Source organism: Bradyrhizobium sp. 521_C7_N1_3, from assembly GCF_052075975.1.
GTDB lineage: Bacteria > Pseudomonadota > Alphaproteobacteria > Rhizobiales > Xanthobacteraceae > Bradyrhizobium > Bradyrhizobium japonicum.
In genome coordinates this window covers 2,539,059-2,555,890 of the sequence record NZ_CP197232.1, presented here as the reverse complement: position 1 = coordinate 2,555,890, position 16,832 = coordinate 2,539,059, and the positions used below count along the sequence as shown (strand labels likewise).

Below are 16,832 nucleotides of genomic sequence, written 5' to 3'. Positions count from 1 at the left end.
GCCGCCCCGCGTCAACATCGACTTGCGGCGATGTAGGCAGCGGGCGGTTTTTGTGAAAGCATGCCGCCCAACGACAATAGAACAATGGGAGACGTCATGTTGCGAATTTTGCGTAACACTGTTTTTGGGCTGCTTTTTCTTTCAACTCTCCTCAACGCCTCCCCTCCCGCCTCCGCCGCCGGCTACCCCGACCGCCCCGTGCACTGGATGATCGGCTTCGCCGCCGGCGGCCCGGTCGACATCGTGGCGCGGATCATGGCGCAGGCGCTCTCGGATCGCCTCGGCCAGCAATTCATCGTCGAGAACCGCGCCGGCTCCGGCGGCAACATCGCGGCCGGCGCCGCGATCAACTCGCCCGCGGACGGCTACACGCTGCTGTTCGTCGCGCCCAACAACGCGATCTCGACCTCGCTCTACAAGAAGCTGCCGTTCGACTTTTTGCGCGACACCGTGCCGGTCGCCAGCATCATGCAGCTCACCAACATGCTGGTCGTCTCCAACGCGTTTCCCGCGAAGACGGTCCAGGAGTTCATCGACTACTGCAAGGCCAATCCCGGCAAGATCTCGTTTGCCTCGTCCGGCAACGGCACCTCGGTGCACATGTCGGCGGAGCTGTTCAAGGTGATGACCAAGTGCGACATGGTGCACGTGCCCTATCGCGGCTCCGCGATCGCCTTCCCCGACATCATCTCCAACAAGGTGCAGCTGATCTTCGACAACCTCCCCTCCGCGCTCGAGCAGTCGCGCGGCGGCAATGTCCGCGCACTCGGCGTGACCTCGCCGCAGCGCTGGCCGAGCGTGCCCGACGTGCCGGCGATCGCCGAGACCGTGCCGGGCTTCGAATCGGTCGGCTTCTACGGCATCTCCGCGCCGAAGGGCACGCCGCCCGAGGTGATCGAGATCCTCAACAAGGCCGTCGGCGAAGCCCTGAAGGACCCGAAGGTCATCGCGCGGCTGACCGAGAACGGCGGCATTCCCAAGCCGATGACATCAGCCGAGTTCGGCAAGCTGGTCGCCGACGAGACCGAGAAATGGAAGAAGGTGGTGGAGTTCGCCGGGGTTTCGGTGGACTAGGGGCGGCCCTTCGCGGCGTGCAGTAGCGCGCCGGCAAGGCATTCGGAGGGACCTGCAGGCCCCTCCGGAATCAAAATGTGCGAAAACAACCCCATGCACCGTAGAAAAGACGCGTGATCACAGTGGGTTACCGAAACGGGAAAACGGGCCTTCGCGAGCCGATTTGACTCGTCGGGCAAAACAGGAGCATAAGGGCATTGTCGCCAATTTCGGTTATTCGAAAATCATCTGCCATGCTGCGCCAGGGGTTTCCATCCACTGGTGCCAGCATTGCACCCCCGCCTCCATCCCTGTAAACGAACCGCGCACCGTTGCCGGCCGCACATCCGCGGCCGTCTCGCGGCGGGGCCTGTAGCTCAATGGTTAGAGCCGGCCGCTCATAACGGTCTGGTTGCAGGTTCGAGTCCTGCCGGGCCCACCAGCCTTCGCTCGCGTCGCGAGCTTCGGCTAGGCAAGCCAGAGCCACAAATGGCAAGCGAAGCGGGCGAAGGCTGCCGCGCCGGAGCCCGACGGGCGAAGGCGGGCTGCGAAATCAATGGTTTGGGCCTTGACCGATTTTTCCGGTGGACCGGCTGATTTTGTTGGAGCCAGACATGATCAAGATCGCGACACTCCCCGTTGCGACACGCGATGCCCGCGAGCGCATCCAGCGGCGGATGTGTGGCGCCGTTCCTGCCTCTCTCGTTCCTGCCTCTCTCATTCCGGGACTGAACATGCGCAAGCATCTCGCGATTTTGGTGATCTCGTGCTGGGCCACTTCGGCTTACGCACAAAAGGCCGACCTCATTGTCACGAACGCAAAGATCGTAACGCTGGATCCCGCATCGACGATCGCGCAGGCTCTCGCAGTCCGCGACGGCAAGATCGTTGCAGTTGGCGGCAACGATGCCATGCAGAGCCTGGTCGGGCCCGCGACGCGCCGCGTCGACGCGGGCGGACGCACCATCATTCCGGGATTGATCGATTCCCATATTCACGGCGTGCGCGCCGGGCTCACTTACGCGACCGAGGTCAACTGGATCGGCGCCAAGACCATCGGCGAGGCCATGGAGCGCCTGCGCCAGGCGGCAAAAGCGCGCCCGGCGTCCTGGATCATCGTGGCCGGCGGCTGGAGCGAATTGCAATTTGCGGAGAAACGGCGGCCGACGCTGGCCGAGGTGATGTCGGCCGTTCCCGACAATCCGGCTTACATCCAGCTGTTCTATTCGGCCGTGCTGATGACGCCGAAAGCGCAGCAGGCCCTCGGGATGTCGGCGGATCAGCCGCCGGCCGGTATCACGTCTGAGCGCGCCGCATCGGGCGAAACCACGGGCTGGTTCAACGGCTCCATCGTCAGTATCTCCGCGCTGTTCGATCGGCTGCCGAGACCGAATTTCGAAGAGAATGTCGCAGGCACCCGTCAGTTCTTCACGGAGCTCAATCGCCTTGGAATTACCGGGATCGTGGATCCCGGCGGCTTCAGCATTTATCCGAGCCACTACGCCGCCCTGCAAAAGCTCTGGCGCGAAAAATCATTGTCGGTGCGGGTCGCCTACAGCCTGTTCGCCCAGAATGTCGGCGCGGAATTCGAGGAGTACAAGACCCTCACGCCGTTCCTGCCGATGGGATTCGGCGACGACATGCTGCGATTCAACGGAATCGGCGAGCGGATCACCGGCGCCATGTACAACAACAACAACGCCCCCGACGCGGCCGCCAAGGACAAGTTCCTCGAGATCATTCGCTGGGCGGCCAAACAAGGATTGACGGTCACCATCCATTGGCAGGACGACAAATCCGTCCATCACCTCCTCGACCTCTATGAAGAGGTCAACAAGGAGACGCCGATCGCGCCGCTGCGCTGGTCCATCGCCCATCTCGACAACACCTCGCCCGAAACGCTGGCGCGGATGAAGGCCCTTGGTGTGGGCTGGACCATGCAGGACGCCATGTATCTCGGAGGCGACCGTATGGTGGCGCAGGCCGGCGAAGCTGCGCGCCAGATGCCGCCCATCGTCACGGCGTTGCGGACGGGCGTCCATGTCGGGGCCGGCACGGATGCGCATCGGGTCGCATCCTACAATCCGTTCGTGGCGCTGCAATGGATGCTCGACGGCAAGACCGTCGGCGGCCTATCGACGCGCGGCCCGGCCGAAACACCCAGCCGCGACGACGCGTTGCGGCTCTACACCGTGGGAAGCGCCTGGTTCTGCTTCGACGAGACGCGGCGCGGCACGCTCGAAAACGGCAAGCTCGCCGACTTCGCGATTCTCGATCGGGATTTCATGTCCGTGCCCGTCGAGCAGATTGGCGCCACGGCGTCTCTGCTGACGGTCGTGGGCGGCAAGACCGTCTACGCAGCGGATGTTTTCTCGAACGCGAAATAAGAGCTGGAGGGCCGCCGGCCGCTCATAACGGTCTGGTTGCAGGTTCGAGTCCTGCCGAACACACCAGTTTTTCAGGGGAGGCCCCACCCTTCCCGTTTCGCCCTTTCGTCAACCATCGAAACAACCAATCCTGCGTTCTTGCTCGATACCGAGTGCGTTCCAATGGCCCTCGCGGCGCCGCGCCGGCCTCGGGATGTTGATCAATCAAGTGAGGAATGATCGCGGCGACCTCGAACTTCTCGATATCGCGATCGACGGGCCGGAATCCGGCCATTCGTGCTTATCTTCAGATACTCACCGCGATCGGTACTGAAAGCTGTGGTGTTGAGCGACGCCAGGCATTGCCCCATAAGCCCTGTTGGGCCCGTACCAGGGAGCCGCGCCGCCGGGGAGCTCGAGGCCCATTCGGCCTGCCGGCGTCAACTCGCAGTCGTTCAATATGTCCCTGTTGGGATATTGCGCCTGAAACGAAGCTGGATTTTGAGTCGCCCATGTCGGGCACTGGGCACTTGCAGAGCTTATCGCGCCAATCGATATCATCGCTGCAATAATGGAAGTCCTGAATCCAATCATAATCGTACTCCGAACGGTTGTCGTTTTCGTGCGGAGCGTTCACGCTGGCTGGAATCGGCTGCTCTGTTGAAAGCGTTTCCTAAGAACTTTTTTGGATAGGGAATAAGTAGGTATGCGCTTGGGAAAAGACACGCCGTGGAAAATCACAGCTGCGCGAACGGGACATCGGCGCGCTCACCGTTGCGTGAGCCGCACCCAAATCCACGCAAGTCCGAAGTCGGGATTACGGTGACGGTGCACTCAATGAATCAAGCTGTTTTCCCGGGTTCGAAGGCTCATGAATCAAGTGCACTGTCATTGCGATCCTAGATCATGCGCCGAGGCTGTTGAGACGAGCCGCCGAAAACCTCTTCCTTTCGCGTCCGGTAGATGGTGACGACCTCCCGGCACGCTTTGACATTCAACCGGTGGAAATCGATCTTCAATTGATCCAGCTCGCCAGCGGTTATCCGGTAGTTGGGCGCGCCCAGGAACAGCAGCGCCATCGTGGTGGGCCAAGAGCAATCGAGAGACTTGGCCAGGATCAACACCGGCTCGCGATCCTTCTCGATCAATGCCCGTTCCGCGACATCGATTGGAAGTTGACAGAGCAACGACAGGGCGACGGTGGTCTCGTTGAATTTGAGAGAGTGCGCAAGCTCGAAGACCTTGTCTTCCGTCAATTCGCCTCTCTCGTGCAGTTTTGCCACCGTGCGCTTCGCCGTGAAGTAATCCTTCGACGCCGGGCCAAACCTGGCGTGAATGGCCCCGGTGACATCGACGACGACGCGATGGACCTGATGTTCGATATCCGGACGCTCCCTCTTCAGCTTTTGCCGCACCTCTTCGGAGGCCTTGGCGATCAACTGGTGGAAGAGATGTCGGGGAATATCCTTTCGAAGTCCCACCGACTCGGCGAGGATCGAATCCCCTTCCGACCGCCGCACCAGGTGCAGAAATCCGGATTTGGAGAGACTAGCCCCGGCATTTGATGCGACCGAGGTTGCGACCTCGGGAGATCCCCGCACCACCAGGACATCGGTGACCGCTTCCGGGACCGTTTGTCGCTTGGAGATTGCAAGCAAATGCTGCTGGCTCTTGTTCTTGGCACACGCAATCAATGTCTCGGTGTCGAGGCGCTCCGACTGACTGAGAACCGGCCATGCGACATCGATGCAGTCGTCGCTCGCCATCTGCCGGGTCAACGCATAGGGCGCGTTCGGGCTGCATGCGAGCTTTCCCGCGAGCTTCGCCCGCGCGCTCGCTTCAATCTCCTGCGCGAGACGACCGATGACCTCACCGAATGTCCAGATCTGCTCCTCGGAATAAGTGCCGGCGATCAGGATGTCTGCCGCATGCCAGAGGGCCCGCAGACAACTCTCGGGATTTCCTCTCGCTACTGCTTCGTCCAACTCGGCCAAGAATGACGTGATGGCAGCCATTGATGCGCTCGCAGTTTGAAAATAATCGAACGACAAAAGCGGATTTCAAAGGAATGGGCGATGACACCACTCCAGACCTGAACACGTGGTAAAATCACTCCCGCCGCCTTGGATCGGGCATAAGATCCGCCTAATCAGATCGATCGAATTTTAGGTATTGCCTGACTTGGAGGAAGGGGATGCCGCCAACTGCACCTGCGAGGTCGCGCGTTTTGACCGGCAGCAGCCTCTGTTCGCAAGCTGGTAGGGCTGGTGGTCGTCACCCTCACCACCGATCAATGGGTGACCCAACCAAGCTGGATGACACACAAGTTGGGTGGTTGATGCCTGTGCCTCGAGTCTACAACAACCATCACCGCAATGCGCCGGATGATGCGGTCTTCGTCGGCGGCGGCTGGCGCCCTACGGCAACCGGTTCGTTATGAAGGCGCACGGCGACCGCGACCAGGCTGCAAGCTGCCGCTCGATGGGCCGAGATGGCGCCAAACTCTGCGGCAAATTGCAATGATGATGGCCAAGCTACTCTGAGCTTCGCGCCGCGCGCCAATCCTTGCGAACGCCGGCGAGGTCGGATGCTCAGCATATCATGGGGTTATCCCCGCGGTCGCAAACTCCACCCGGTTGATCCGAGGGCACTGACGCAAATGCGTGGTAGGCCGGCACAGCGATCGATCGCTCGCCCTCGAAGCGAGAGCTCGCCCCCACGCCCTGTTCGGCGTGCCGATCGCCGGTGCGGTGCTCACGCGCCTGAAGCGGCGCGCTGAAGATTGCGGTGACGACCAGTCCGGTCAACAAGGCCTTGGACAGGACTGACGCGATGGGATTTTTGAATGGTGTCATGGTGGTGGTTCCTTTCGTTTGGGGGATCCCCCGCAAGGCAAGAGATCCGATCCACCACCCGTAGACGTGCGTTGCCACGCGCTTATTCCCAAGTCACAAAGTAGTTTCCGAGGCGCGTACAATTTTCTCGGACACGCGACAGAGCTCCACGCCAGATACGGTTTGCATCGAATGTGAATAAAAGTTTAGTTGGCCGAGAACCGAACGCGTCCACGCGGTGCGAGGCGAGCCTTGTCGAGGCTGCGACGGGAAACCATAACCGCAAAAGCGCATAGACCCGCAGCGCGTATCGGACCATATTTGTCAGGCATCACCTTGTTCGACAAGCAAGGGAGCCATCGAATGTACGCCAACATTCTCTTGGGCACGGACGGATCGGACGTCGCGCGAAAAGGCGTCGAGCATGGCATTGCCTTGGCGAAGGCGTTGAACGCCAGGCTGACGATCATCACGGTGACGGAAGCGCTGCCGGTCGACTATGGGAGCGGACACGCCTCGGGATGGATTCCGACGCAGGAGGAGATTGACGGCTATAACGCAGCCTGCAAAGGCCGTGCAGGCAAAGTGCTCGATGAAGCGCGCGCCATGTCGGAGCAGATCGGCATGCCCGCGGAACTCCTGCACGTTCCGAATGCGCATCCGGCGACTGCGATCATTGAAACAGCGGAGTCGAGAGGCTGCGACTTGATCGTCATGGCCTCTCATGGGCGTCGCGGCCTCAGGAAGCTGTTTTTGGGCAGCCAGACATCCGAGGTCCTGATGTACGGAAGCATTCCGGTGTTGGTCGTGCCGAAGCCGACATAGGGACTTACCCCACGCCGCATGGCTGCTTCGCTGAGCTACCGTACAAGAAACATTGGCCGCTCTCTGGCGATCCATCACAGAAAGGTCGTGAGCTCATAAGCCAGCACGGCTCCGCCAAGACAGCGCCGCCATGGGTTCACCCCGCGGAAAATCTCGTCGATGGCCCAGACGATGAGGCCGCCTTTGAACACGATGTCGAGGGCAATAGCGGCAGCGCCCGGCGGCTGCCAGACCCAGCGCAGGACACCGGCCACGATAACGACCCAGAGAACGAGGTTGGGGGCCTGAGCGATCGAGACGTCACCGGTTTCGCGATTCCGAAAGAACCATTGCAGGAACCTGGACATGATCACGCCTGCCTCTCCGATCGCGAAGATACTCGAATACTCCGGTCGCCGCGATTGCGGCCGTCCCGATGTCTGCGATCGAGGGCCGCATCAGGTCTTTCGCGATTTCGGGAGATGACGACGGCAGCGCCGGATGGCTTGCCGTCGACGGTCCGCCTATGCGTCCCGACGCATTGCGGCTTTCTCGGTGGAGCAGCCACGTCGAACAAGGGCGCCGTCGCCGGCGCCCTTCATCGCTTGCCGCTCAGTCCCGGCTGTGATGCAACACGTGCCGTTGCTGCTGCGGCGCGTAGGCCCGCATCGGGTTGATACCGCAGCTCTCGTTGGTGCCGCTCGCGGTGGCGAGGCACTGCTCATAGGTGGAAAACTCGCAATTGCCGGGGTAGCCCGATTGGCGGCCCTGCAGGCAGTAAGTGTCCTGCACCTCGGTAGCGGACGCCGCGGTAGAGGATGCCGCGACGGTCAGGGTGGAAACCGCCGCAAGGACGGCGATGGCGAGACGACGATGCATGAGGGAACTCCTGTGTAGCGCTCGCCGGATGCGAGAACTCTCGCAAGCTAACGTTTCAGATCTCGAATACTTCGCAGGCGGAGAGATTAAATCGCTGTTATGTGCCACGGGGGCGGCACGCCCGCACTCCGCACCATCGATAACGTAGGGCGCGTGACGAAAATCCCTGATGGTGGCGGGCTTGGCGCCGACCCGGCACGTACCGAATTTGGTCCGGCCGGCGGCGCGCGACCTTACAGCTCAGCTGGCCAGCCCGATCGCTCGGCTCGACGCAAAGACGACTTCACGATCAGGCGATGGAAGGGCGCGATTCCCGCGATATAGGCCCGCCCTCCCAAATGATTGAAGGTCACGACCGTTGTGGCGACAAGTCGACGGCACAAGGCAGACTCTTCAACCAAAACGGACAAACGGAAGTCGAGATGGCGATCGTCCTCGCCAAGAATAATCTCATGACGACGCCGATCGTAGACCCGAAAGAAATCGATCCTGTCGGTCGCAACGTCACCGCGCAATTCAGACGATGTCTTAAGACCAAACCCCGCAACCAAAGTGTCCCTTAGAGCCACCAGCCAGCCAACCCATCGCGGCTGCCCCATAAGCATATGGGTGGCGAGGCGCTCGGCGTCGCCCGTCGCATTGCTCGGCAGATCGATCGCGAATGCGTCAGCGAAGCCCGCCTTGGCGTAGAGCGGCTTGAGCACCGAACGTTGCGGCAAGTCCACTCGAGCAACGCGCGCCATAGATGTTCCGCCCGGACTGAATGGAAGCGAAAAGGTGGTGGAGACCAATAGCACCCGCGGGGCTCTCCAACAAGCGACGAGGCCAGCCGGCAGGTCGGCGACTTCCCGCTCAGCGGCAATTGAAACTGAAGCGCAGACGACGCTGCCGGCCACGCAGGTGCGGCGGATGGGTCGCTACGTACACTCACCCTCCATCCACCACGCACTCCGCGCCATCGATAACGTAGGCTGCGTGACGAAAATCCCTGATGGTGGCGAGCTTGTCGGCGGACCAGTTCAACAGCATGAAATATTTCGGCCGCCCGCTCGGCTCGTTCGGATCGAACACCAGGATCGCGGGACGTCCGTCGACCTGCCCCGTCACCAGGTGCCAGTCGCTGATCTTCGAATAATTGCCGAAATAGCGCGACACCTCGGCCTTGCCGTTCAGCCTGGTGCGGTTGACGAGCTCGAGCCTGACGTCATCGGCGATCATGGCGCGGATCGCGTCGAAGTCGCGGGCATTGAAATGGCCGACATAGGCGTTGAGCCGCGTACGATCGGCCTCCGACAGGCCCGGCTGCGGCGCGTCGTCCGGCTCCCCGGCGAACTCACGCAGCTGCGTGCGCCCACGATGCAGCGCGGCCTTCACCGCCGGCAGGCTGAAATCCATGATGTCGCAGACCTCGGCAAGCGAGCAGCCGAGCACGTCCATCAGGATCACGCTGGACCGCTGCGCCACCGGCAGCCGCATGAAGGTGCGCAGGCTGGTCGCAGCGATCTGGCGGCTTTCCACATCATCGAGCTGGTCGGCAATCATCTCCACCTCCTCAGCCGAATGCAGCGCCTCCTGCCGGTTGCGGCGACGCAGGAAATCCAGCGCGGTGTTGTGCGCGATGCGGAACAGCCAGCCCTCCGTATTGACGACGGGCGTGACCGATTGCAGCGCTCCCATCGCCTTGACCAGCGCATCCTGCAGCACGTCCTCACCGTCGATGACCGAGCCGACCATGCGCGCGCAGTAGCGATGCAGCTTCGGCCGCAACCGCGCCAGCAGCGCCTCGATATCGATGGTGGCCAGTGGCTCTGGCGCCATTGCTCCTCCGCCTCGCCTGGTCAGGACTCGTCCAGCATACGGTAGTTGCCGACGATCCTCACATCACGAACCAGCGGCGGCTCGGCGCAGCGGTCGCGGATGCCGTCCTGGAACGCCTGAAACGCCCTCAGTTTCGGGATCGGGCTCGAGCCGTCCTGGGCCGTGACCTCGACAAGATGGATGAAGGTGTCGTCCTCCAGCCGCAGCGTCAGATAGCGCACGCCGTCCGGCGCGGCCGCCTTCAATTCCGCAAATACGGCCGAAACCAGCTCGGCGTTCCTGTCGGCCAGCTCCGGCTTGGCCTTGTACCCGATCAACGTCCTTTTCATCGCGCGCTCCTTGCTTGTTCATGTCGCGACCTGGCTCGCTCATCGCGCGCCATCTTTCCATTTTGGCATCACCTTCCCGGACAAGCGGTGCCCCGCTCTTCCGGATCAAGCTCACGTCAATGGCCGCGTCATCCCCAAGGACGTTTGGCGGTCGGCGAAGGATGCGGCCCGGGAAAAATTATTTCCGGCCGCATCCTTTGCCCCTCCGGCCTCGTCTAGCCCGCAGAACGCGCCGCGACAGGGTGGCTCGACACATGGAGAGAGGGCGATGCAGACCCCGACGAATCGCGACGAGAAGAACTGGGTGCTTGGCGTCACCGCGCTGGCATCCTTCATGATGGCGCTGGACGCCATGATCATTACGACGGCATTCGCGACCATCCGCGCCGAATTCGGTAGCCCGGTCGAGACGCTGCAATGGACCGTCAACGCCTTCAACCTGACCTTTGCCGTGCTGCTCCTGACCGGCGCCGCGCTCGGCGACCGCTTCGGTCGCCGCCGCATGTTCGCGGCCGGGATCGCTCTGTTCGTCGTTGCGTCGGCGGCCTGTGCGCTTGCCGGCAATGCCACCGCGCTGATCGCCGCCCGCGTGCTGCAGGGCGCCGGCGCCGCGCTGGTGATGCCGCTGGCGATGGCGATCCTGAGCGCCACGTTCGGCCGCGAGGAGCGCGCCCGCGCGCTTGGCATTTTCAGCAGCATCACCGGCTGCGCGCTGATCATAGGCCCCGCCATCGGCGGCTTCATCACCGAACATTTCGGCTGGCGCTGGGTGTTCTGGATCAACCTGCCGATCGGCCTGATCGTGATCACCCTGGTGCTGGCACGCTTGCGCGAAAGCTTCGGACCGGCAGCCGCATTGGACATCCCGGGACTGGCGCTCGTCGCGCTGGCGGCGCTCGCACTGGTCTGGAGCCTGTTGCGCGGCAACGCCGTGGGGTGGGCGAGCGCCGAGGTCATGGGCACGCTGATGTCAGGCCTGGTGTTCACCGCCGGCTTCGTGCTCTGGGAATTGCGCGCGGCCGCGCCGATGGTGCCGATGCGGCTGTTTGCATCGCGCGCGCTGGCCTCCGGCATGTCCGCAAGCGTCCTGTTCTACGCCGCGATGTATGGCGTGGTGTTCCTGCTGCCGCAGTTCCTGCAGACCACGCTGGGCTTCGACGCCTTCGGCGCCGGACTTCGCCTGCTGCCCTGGACCGCGACGCTGTTCGTCACCGCCCCGATCGCAGGCGCCGTCGTCAACAGGTTCGGCGAGCGGCCGCTGGTGGTGACGGGATTGCTGATGCAGGCGATCGGCCTTGGCTGGATCGCGGAGATCGTGAGCCCCGCGATTGCCTACTCCGCTCTGGTCGCGCCGCTGGTGCTGGCCGGCGTCGGCGTCTCGATGGCGATGCCGGCGGCGCAGAACGCGATCCTGAGCTCGGTCGCGGTGGCCGAAATGGGCAAGGCGTCCGGCGTCTTCAACATGGGCCGCTTCCTCGGCGGCATGTTCGGCATCGCTGCGCTGGTGGCGAGCTTCTCGGCCAACGGCGGGGCCTACTCGGCCGCGCATTTCGAGAGCGGATTTGCGGCGGCGATGCGCCTCGCCGCAATGCTGTCGTTGGGCGGCGCGATTGCGGGGCTTTTCCTGCCGGCCCGGCGACGGACCGCCGGCGCAGCCGCGCCGCAAGATGCGTGACGCTGACACCGGCACAGGGCTGCGGTGACGGTGAGGCGATGACCTCCCTCATGCCAAGGCAAGGGCCGCCAAGCCGCCACTGGTGGATACCGCACCATTCACTGTTCGTTCCAACCGAACAGTGAAGCCAATTCTAGCGAGATTATCCGACCAAACTGCCCGCCTATTATCTCCCTCATCAAACAGGGAGATCCCACCATGACCACCCAGCACCCACGCACAGCCATCGTCACCGGCAGCTCGAAGGGCATCGGCGCGGCGGTCGCCGAGCGGCTGGCGCGGGACGGCCTCGCCGTCGTCGTCAACTATGCGACCGGCGCTGCGCCGGCCGAGGCGCTGGTGGCGAAGATCAAGGCCGCTGGCGGAGCGGCGATTGCCGTCAAGGCCGACATCAGCAAGCTGGCTGACGTCCGCGCGCTGTTCGACGCGGCCGAGACGGCGTTCGGCGGGGTCGACGTGCTCGTCAACAATGCCGGGATCATGAAGGTCGCCCCACTGGCCCAGACCACCGACGAGGTCTGGGACCAGACCATCGCGATCAACCTCACCGGCACCTTCTATGCGCTGCGTGAAGCGGCGAAGCGGCTGCGCGAGGGCGGCCGGATCGTCAATTTCTCGACCAGCGTGGTCGGGCTTTATCAGCCGACCTATGCGGCTTACGCGGCGACCAAGGCCGGCATCGAGGCGATCACCCACATCCTCTCGAAGGAGCTGGGCGTGAGGCGGATCACGGTCAACGCGATCGCGCCGGGACCCGTCAACACCGAATTGTTCCACAACGCCAACCAGCACGACATCTCGCCGATCATCGACCGCACGCCTCTGCATCGCCTCGGCGAACCCGACGACATCGCGCGCGCGATCTCGTTCCTGGTCGGGCCCGATGGTGGCTGGATCAACGGCCAGATCCTGCGCGCCAATGGCGGCATCATCTGAAGCCGCATCGTCTGGAGATCATGACCATGAGCGATGCGATCACGGGCGGGGCCCCACGGCGCAGCCCCGCGTCCCTGCTGTTGCCTGGCTTGCGAAATTTCTACGAGATCGCCAATCCCATTTCCTATGCGTTTCTGCGCGTTGCCTTCGGATTGATCCTGTTCACGCATGGCTGGCCGAAATTGCTCGGCGAGTCCCACGGCGCCATGGCCAATCCGTTCGCGAGCTCCATCAATTTCATTACCAATTCATTGCATTTTCCGGCCCCGGTGGCGTTCGGCTATTTCGTGATGCTGCTGGAAACCATCGGGGCCATCATGCTCGCCGCGGGGCTGTTCACCCGCCTCGTCGCGCCGATGGTCGCCGTGCAGATGGCGATGATCTGCCTGATCCATTACCCCAAATGGGCCTGGATCGATCGCGGCATGGAGTACCCGTTCCTGATGGGCCTCGTTGCCCTGCACATGTCGTTTCGGGGCGGCGGGCGATTTTCCGCGGACCGCTTGATAGGACGTGAGCTTTGAAGGCGCGCCGGGCGGCCCTGCCCGCTCCGGCCGCGCGAGGTCTTCACGCCACCGCCGTTCAATCCCCCCGCACACAACGCCACAGCAGATCGGCGATCTCAGCGCGGCGCTGCGCCCTCGCCTTTGACGAGGACATGTCGAAGGCGAATTGCGCCTCGAAGGTGTGACGGTTGGCGACCGCGAAGAAGCTCAGCGCGTTCAGCGTCATATGCAGCTCGACCGGATCGATGCCGGGCCGGATCGCGCCGCAGGCCGCGCCGCGCTCAAGTACCTTGGCAATCTGGCTGATGCTCGGCTGCGTCATCTCCTTCAGCCTGCGGCTGATGGCCATGTGTCGTCCGCGATGGATGTTCTCGATGCTGACGAGGCGAACGAATTGCGGATGGGCCTGGTGGAAGTCGAAGGTGAATTCGGCAAGCCGGCGGATCGCGGCCTCCGGCTCCAACGCCTCGAGATGAAGATCCTCCTCGGCGGCGCGCATCTCCGCATAGGCCATCTCCAGCACCGCGGTGAACAGTTCTTCCTTGGAGTTGAAGTAGTAGAAGATCAGCCGCTTGGTGATGTTGGCGCGGGCGGCGATGGCGTCGGTGTTGCCGCCGGACAAGCCGTTCTCGGCGAACTCCTCGAAGGCGATGTCGAGGATCTCCTGCCGCGTCCGCTCGCGGTCGCGCCGCTTGATCGGCACCGGCTTCGCCGCCCGGACGAGCTGCTTCTTCACACCTGGCATCTGGCCCTTCGGTCCTTCGCGGCGGCCGGTCGCGGCCTCGCCCTCCCTCCATAGCGCAATCGCGGGCACTTGACATCAATTATCCCATTGGGTAATTATCAATTAACCTATGGATTAATTATTAGGGAGGAGACACATGCGCCCTGATCGGCGACCGCCGCGCCAGCTCCCGACTACCGCGATTGCCTGTGCAGGGGAGCAGGCGTGATCGCGCTCGGCCTCGCCCATCTCACCGCGTTGGAGCTTGCGCCCACGGCGCTGGTTGCCGAGGCGGCGCGGGCCGGGTTTGCCGCCGTCGCGCTGCGCTTCATCCCGGCAACCAGCGACGGGCCGGCCTATCCGACGCAGATCGGCACCGAGGCCCACCGAGCGCTGAAGCGCGTGCTTGACGGCGAGGGTGTGCGGGTCAGCGACATCGAGCTGGTCCAGCTCGAGCCCGGCATCGACATCTCCTCGCTCGCAGGCTGTCTCGATGCCGGCGCCGATCTCGGCGCCACCGCGATCATCGCTTCGGGCGACGATCCGGATCGATCCCGGCTCACCGCGCGTTTCGCCGAGCTCTGCCAACTCGCCGCGTCGTTCGGCCTGCGCGTCGACCTCGAATTCATGCGCTGGCGCGCGATCGGCACCCTGGCGCAGGCCGCGGCGGTCATCCGCGACGCAGACCAGACCAACGGCTCCATCCTGGTCGACGCGTTGCACCTGGCGCGCTCCGGCGGCCGGGCCGCCGACCTGATCCCGCTTCCCGACCATTGGCTTCGCGCCGCGCAACTCTGTGATGCCGCCGCCGAAACGCCGGCAACGGACACGGCCATCATCGCCGAGGCGCGCGCGGGACGGCTACCGCCCGGCGACGGCGCTCTGCCGCTCGGCGCGCTGCTGGAGGCGCTGCCCGCCGACACCGCCCTCAGCGTCGAGATGCCGTTGCCGGCACTCGACGCGAGAGAGCGGATCGCCACGGCGTTCAACGCGACCAGGAACTTGCTCGAAGGCCACGCCCGCGGCGCCCGACGCCGCGACTGTCACGGCTGGGCCTAAACCAACGGATGCACGGGATGACAAAAATCAGGATTGGCGTGATCGGCGCGGGATTGATCGGGCGCAAGCATCTGCGCAAGCTGGCCGAGCATGGCGACTACGAGCTAGCCGGCATCGCCGACGTCAACGCCGAGCAGGTCGCAGCCGAGCAGCCCGGCGCACGCATCTTCGCGGATTACCGGAAGCTGCTCGACGAGGCGCGGCCCGAGGCCGTGATCATCGCATCGCCCAATCAGCTCCACGCCGAGAACGGCATCGCATGCGCGCGGGCCGGCATCCATATCCTGATCGAAAAGCCGGTCACCGATACGCTCGAGACCGCCGCCGGCCTGATCGCGGAGGTCCGCAAGGCCGGCATCCGCTCGCTGGTCGGGCATCACCGCCGCCATCATACGCAGGTGAAGGCGCTCAGGACGCTGCTTGGCCAGGGCCGTATCGGCGATGTCGTCGGCGTTTCGGCGATCTGGGCCACGCACAAGCCGGCCGACTATTTCAAGGCCGCGCCCTGGCGGTCGCAGGCCGGCGGCGGGCCGGTCCTGATCAATCTGATCCACGAGATCGACTTCCTGCGCTTTGCGGTCGGCGAGATCGTTGCCGTGGAGGCCATCGCTACGAACCGGCAGCGCGGCTTCGCGGTCGAGGATACTGCCGCCACGCTGCTCGAGTTCGAAAACGGTGCGCTCGGCACGTTCTTCCTCAGCGACTGCGCGGTGACGCCCTGGACGATGGAGCAAGGACTCGGCGAGGCGCCGGAGTTTCCGTTCAGCGGCCAGAGCAGCTACCGCCTGATGGGCCGCCGCGGCGCGATCGAATTCCCAAGTCTCGATCAATGGACGCAGGAAGGCGGCGCGCAGGACTGGAACAAGCCGATCCGGGCACAGGCCAATCATGCGGCGTCGATCGATCCTTACGTCGCGCAGCTCGATCATTTCCGCGACGTGGTCCGCGGCGTGACGCCATCGCTGCAACCGGTCGAGGACGGCGCGCGAAGCCTGCTGGTGACGCTCGCGATCGCAGAGGCCGCGACGGCGCGACGGCGCGTCGACCTGCGCGAGCGCTACGCGGCGCTCGGGCAAGGTGGGCAGGCAGCGACCTAGAGAACGGCTTTCACCACCGTCGGGCAGACGCGAACGGGCCAAGCCACACCAAGAGGGCGGCCCGGAGGGAGGAGCGAGGTGAACTACAAGTTCGATTTCGGACCTGTGATCGAAGGCCTGCCGGAGCTGCTCTGGGGCTGTGCCGGCACGCTCGGCCTGGCGCTGTCGGGCATGGTGCTGGCGCTGATCATCGGGATCGGCGGCGTGCTGCTGCGCGATTCCCGGCTCGCGCCGCTGCGCTGGCTCGTCATCGCGTTCGTCGAGGCGATCCGCAACACGCCATTCCTCGGCCAGATCTACTTCGTCTTCTTCGCGCTGCCGATGGTGGGCATCCGCCTCGATCCCACGCTGACCGCGATCATCGCGCTCGGCGTCAATGGCGGCGCCTATGCGATCGAGATCATCCGCGGCGGCGTGCAGTCGATCAACAAAGGCCAGGTCGAGGCCGGACTGGCGCTCGGCCTGAGTCGGACGCTGATCTTTCGCCTGATCGTGCTGAAGCCGGCGCTGCGCGCGATTTTCCCGTCGCTGACCAGCCAGTTCATCATGCTGGCGCTGACGACGAGCATCGCATCGGCGATCTCGGCCTATGAGCTGACCTCGGTCGGACAGGCGATCGAGACCAATACGTTCCGCAGCTTCGAGGTCTATGGCGTCGTCACGCTGCTCTATCTCGCGATGTCGTGGATGCTGATGCAGATGTTCGCGCGGATCAACGCGCGCTTCCTGCTCTATCCCGTGAAGTGAGGGCG

The 16,832-nt window shown here is 63.8% G+C and carries 17 protein-coding genes and 1 tRNA gene; 10 read left to right on the top strand and 8 right to left on the bottom strand.

Annotation, left to right across the window (positions count from 1 at the left end):
• Positions 1-96: 96 nt before the first annotated feature.
• The 3 genes from AB7008_RS11545 (at position 97) to AB7008_RS11535 (ending at position 3,440) form a co-directional block, all read left to right on the top strand.
• Complete coding sequence (locus tag AB7008_RS11545; RefSeq protein WP_041955060.1) at positions 97-1,074, top strand: Bug family tripartite tricarboxylate transporter substrate binding protein; 978 nt, start codon at positions 97-99, stop codon at positions 1,072-1,074.
• Positions 1,075-1,419: 345 nt separating this feature from the next.
• Positions 1,420-1,495 (top strand) — tRNA-Ile (locus AB7008_RS11540).
• Positions 1,496-1,667: 172 nt separating this feature from the next.
• Positions 1,668-3,440, top strand: a complete 1,773-nt coding sequence (locus tag AB7008_RS11535; RefSeq protein WP_304492880.1) for an amidohydrolase — start codon at positions 1,668-1,670, stop codon at positions 3,438-3,440.
• Positions 3,441-4,318: 878 nt separating this feature from the next.
• On the opposite strand, the gene AB7008_RS11530 is transcribed toward AB7008_RS11535, so the two are convergent.
• Together AB7008_RS11530 and AB7008_RS11525 are read right to left on the bottom strand one after the other, a co-directional pair.
• Entirely contained in the window at positions 4,319-5,434 is a 1,116-nt protein-coding gene (locus tag AB7008_RS11530; RefSeq protein WP_304492879.1) for a DUF2336 domain-containing protein, read from the bottom strand.
• A gap of 576 nt (positions 5,435-6,010) precedes the next feature.
• On the bottom strand, positions 6,011-6,274 hold the full coding sequence (locus AB7008_RS11525) for a hypothetical protein (RefSeq protein ID WP_304492878.1): 264 nt from the start codon (positions 6,272-6,274) through the stop codon (positions 6,011-6,013).
• Positions 6,275-6,616: 342 nt separating this feature from the next.
• Between AB7008_RS11525 and AB7008_RS11520 the strand changes: the two genes are divergently transcribed.
• Positions 6,617-7,078, top strand: coding sequence for a universal stress protein (locus AB7008_RS11520; protein ID WP_304494136.1), 462 nt, complete (start codon positions 6,617-6,619; stop codon positions 7,076-7,078).
• Between the two features lie 74 nt (positions 7,079-7,152).
• On the opposite strand, the gene AB7008_RS11515 is transcribed toward AB7008_RS11520, so the two are convergent.
• The 5 genes from AB7008_RS11515 to AB7008_RS11495 all read right to left on the bottom strand — a co-directional run bounded on the left by AB7008_RS11515 (position 7,153) and on the right by AB7008_RS11495 (position 10,083).
• Positions 7,153-7,425, bottom strand: coding sequence for a hypothetical protein (locus AB7008_RS11515; protein WP_304492877.1), 273 nt, complete (start codon positions 7,423-7,425; stop codon positions 7,153-7,155).
• Positions 7,426-7,669: 244 nt separating this feature from the next.
• Positions 7,670-7,936, bottom strand: a complete 267-nt coding sequence (locus tag AB7008_RS11510) for a DUF3551 domain-containing protein (RefSeq protein WP_028158996.1) — start codon at positions 7,934-7,936, stop codon at positions 7,670-7,672.
• A 233-nt stretch (positions 7,937-8,169) separates the two neighbouring features.
• Positions 8,170-8,679, bottom strand: a complete 510-nt coding sequence (locus AB7008_RS11505; protein WP_028158995.1) for a DUF2867 domain-containing protein — start codon at positions 8,677-8,679, stop codon at positions 8,170-8,172.
• A 184-nt stretch (positions 8,680-8,863) separates the two neighbouring features.
• Positions 8,864-9,754, bottom strand: a complete 891-nt coding sequence (locus tag AB7008_RS11500) for a sigma-70 family RNA polymerase sigma factor (protein WP_212454558.1) — start codon at positions 9,752-9,754, stop codon at positions 8,864-8,866.
• 20 nt (positions 9,755-9,774) lie between these two features.
• Positions 9,775-10,083 (bottom strand): hypothetical protein, encoded by a 309-nt coding sequence (locus tag AB7008_RS11495; protein WP_441258828.1) that lies wholly within the window; start codon positions 10,081-10,083, stop codon positions 9,775-9,777.
• Between the two features lie 268 nt (positions 10,084-10,351).
• On the opposite strand from AB7008_RS11495, the gene AB7008_RS11490 reads away from it, so the two are divergent.
• From AB7008_RS11490 to AB7008_RS11480, 3 genes are all read left to right on the top strand, one after another.
• The gene (locus AB7008_RS11490; protein ID WP_304492875.1) at positions 10,352-11,758 is read left to right on the top strand and encodes a DHA2 family efflux MFS transporter permease subunit; all 1,407 of its coding nucleotides are present in this window, start codon (positions 10,352-10,354) and stop codon (positions 11,756-11,758) included.
• A gap of 198 nt (positions 11,759-11,956) precedes the next feature.
• Complete coding sequence (locus tag AB7008_RS11485; RefSeq protein ID WP_304492874.1) at positions 11,957-12,694, top strand: SDR family oxidoreductase; 738 nt, start codon at positions 11,957-11,959, stop codon at positions 12,692-12,694.
• Positions 12,695-12,720: 26 nt separating this feature from the next.
• Entirely contained in the window at positions 12,721-13,218 is a 498-nt protein-coding gene (locus AB7008_RS11480; RefSeq protein ID WP_041955123.1) for a DoxX family protein, read from the top strand.
• A 58-nt stretch (positions 13,219-13,276) separates the two neighbouring features.
• Here AB7008_RS11480 and AB7008_RS11475 read toward each other — a convergent pair whose 3' ends face one another.
• On the bottom strand, positions 13,277-14,014 hold the full coding sequence (locus AB7008_RS11475; protein WP_244463993.1) for a TetR/AcrR family transcriptional regulator: 738 nt from the start codon (positions 14,012-14,014) through the stop codon (positions 13,277-13,279).
• A 135-nt stretch (positions 14,015-14,149) separates the two neighbouring features.
• On the opposite strand from AB7008_RS11475, the gene AB7008_RS11470 reads away from it, so the two are divergent.
• From AB7008_RS11470 to AB7008_RS11460, 3 genes are all read left to right on the top strand, one after another.
• Positions 14,150-14,983: a sugar phosphate isomerase/epimerase family protein gene (locus AB7008_RS11470; RefSeq protein WP_304492871.1), complete on the top strand. Its 834-nt coding sequence runs from the start codon at positions 14,150-14,152 to the stop codon at positions 14,981-14,983.
• 17 nt (positions 14,984-15,000) lie between these two features.
• A complete protein-coding gene (locus tag AB7008_RS11465) occupies positions 15,001-16,080 on the top strand; it encodes a Gfo/Idh/MocA family protein (protein ID WP_441258827.1) in 1,080 nt (359 codons plus the stop codon).
• A 78-nt stretch (positions 16,081-16,158) separates the two neighbouring features.
• On the top strand, positions 16,159-16,827 hold the full coding sequence (locus AB7008_RS11460; RefSeq protein ID WP_304492869.1) for an amino acid ABC transporter permease: 669 nt from the start codon (positions 16,159-16,161) through the stop codon (positions 16,825-16,827).
• The last annotated feature ends 5 nt before the right edge of the window (positions 16,828-16,832 follow it).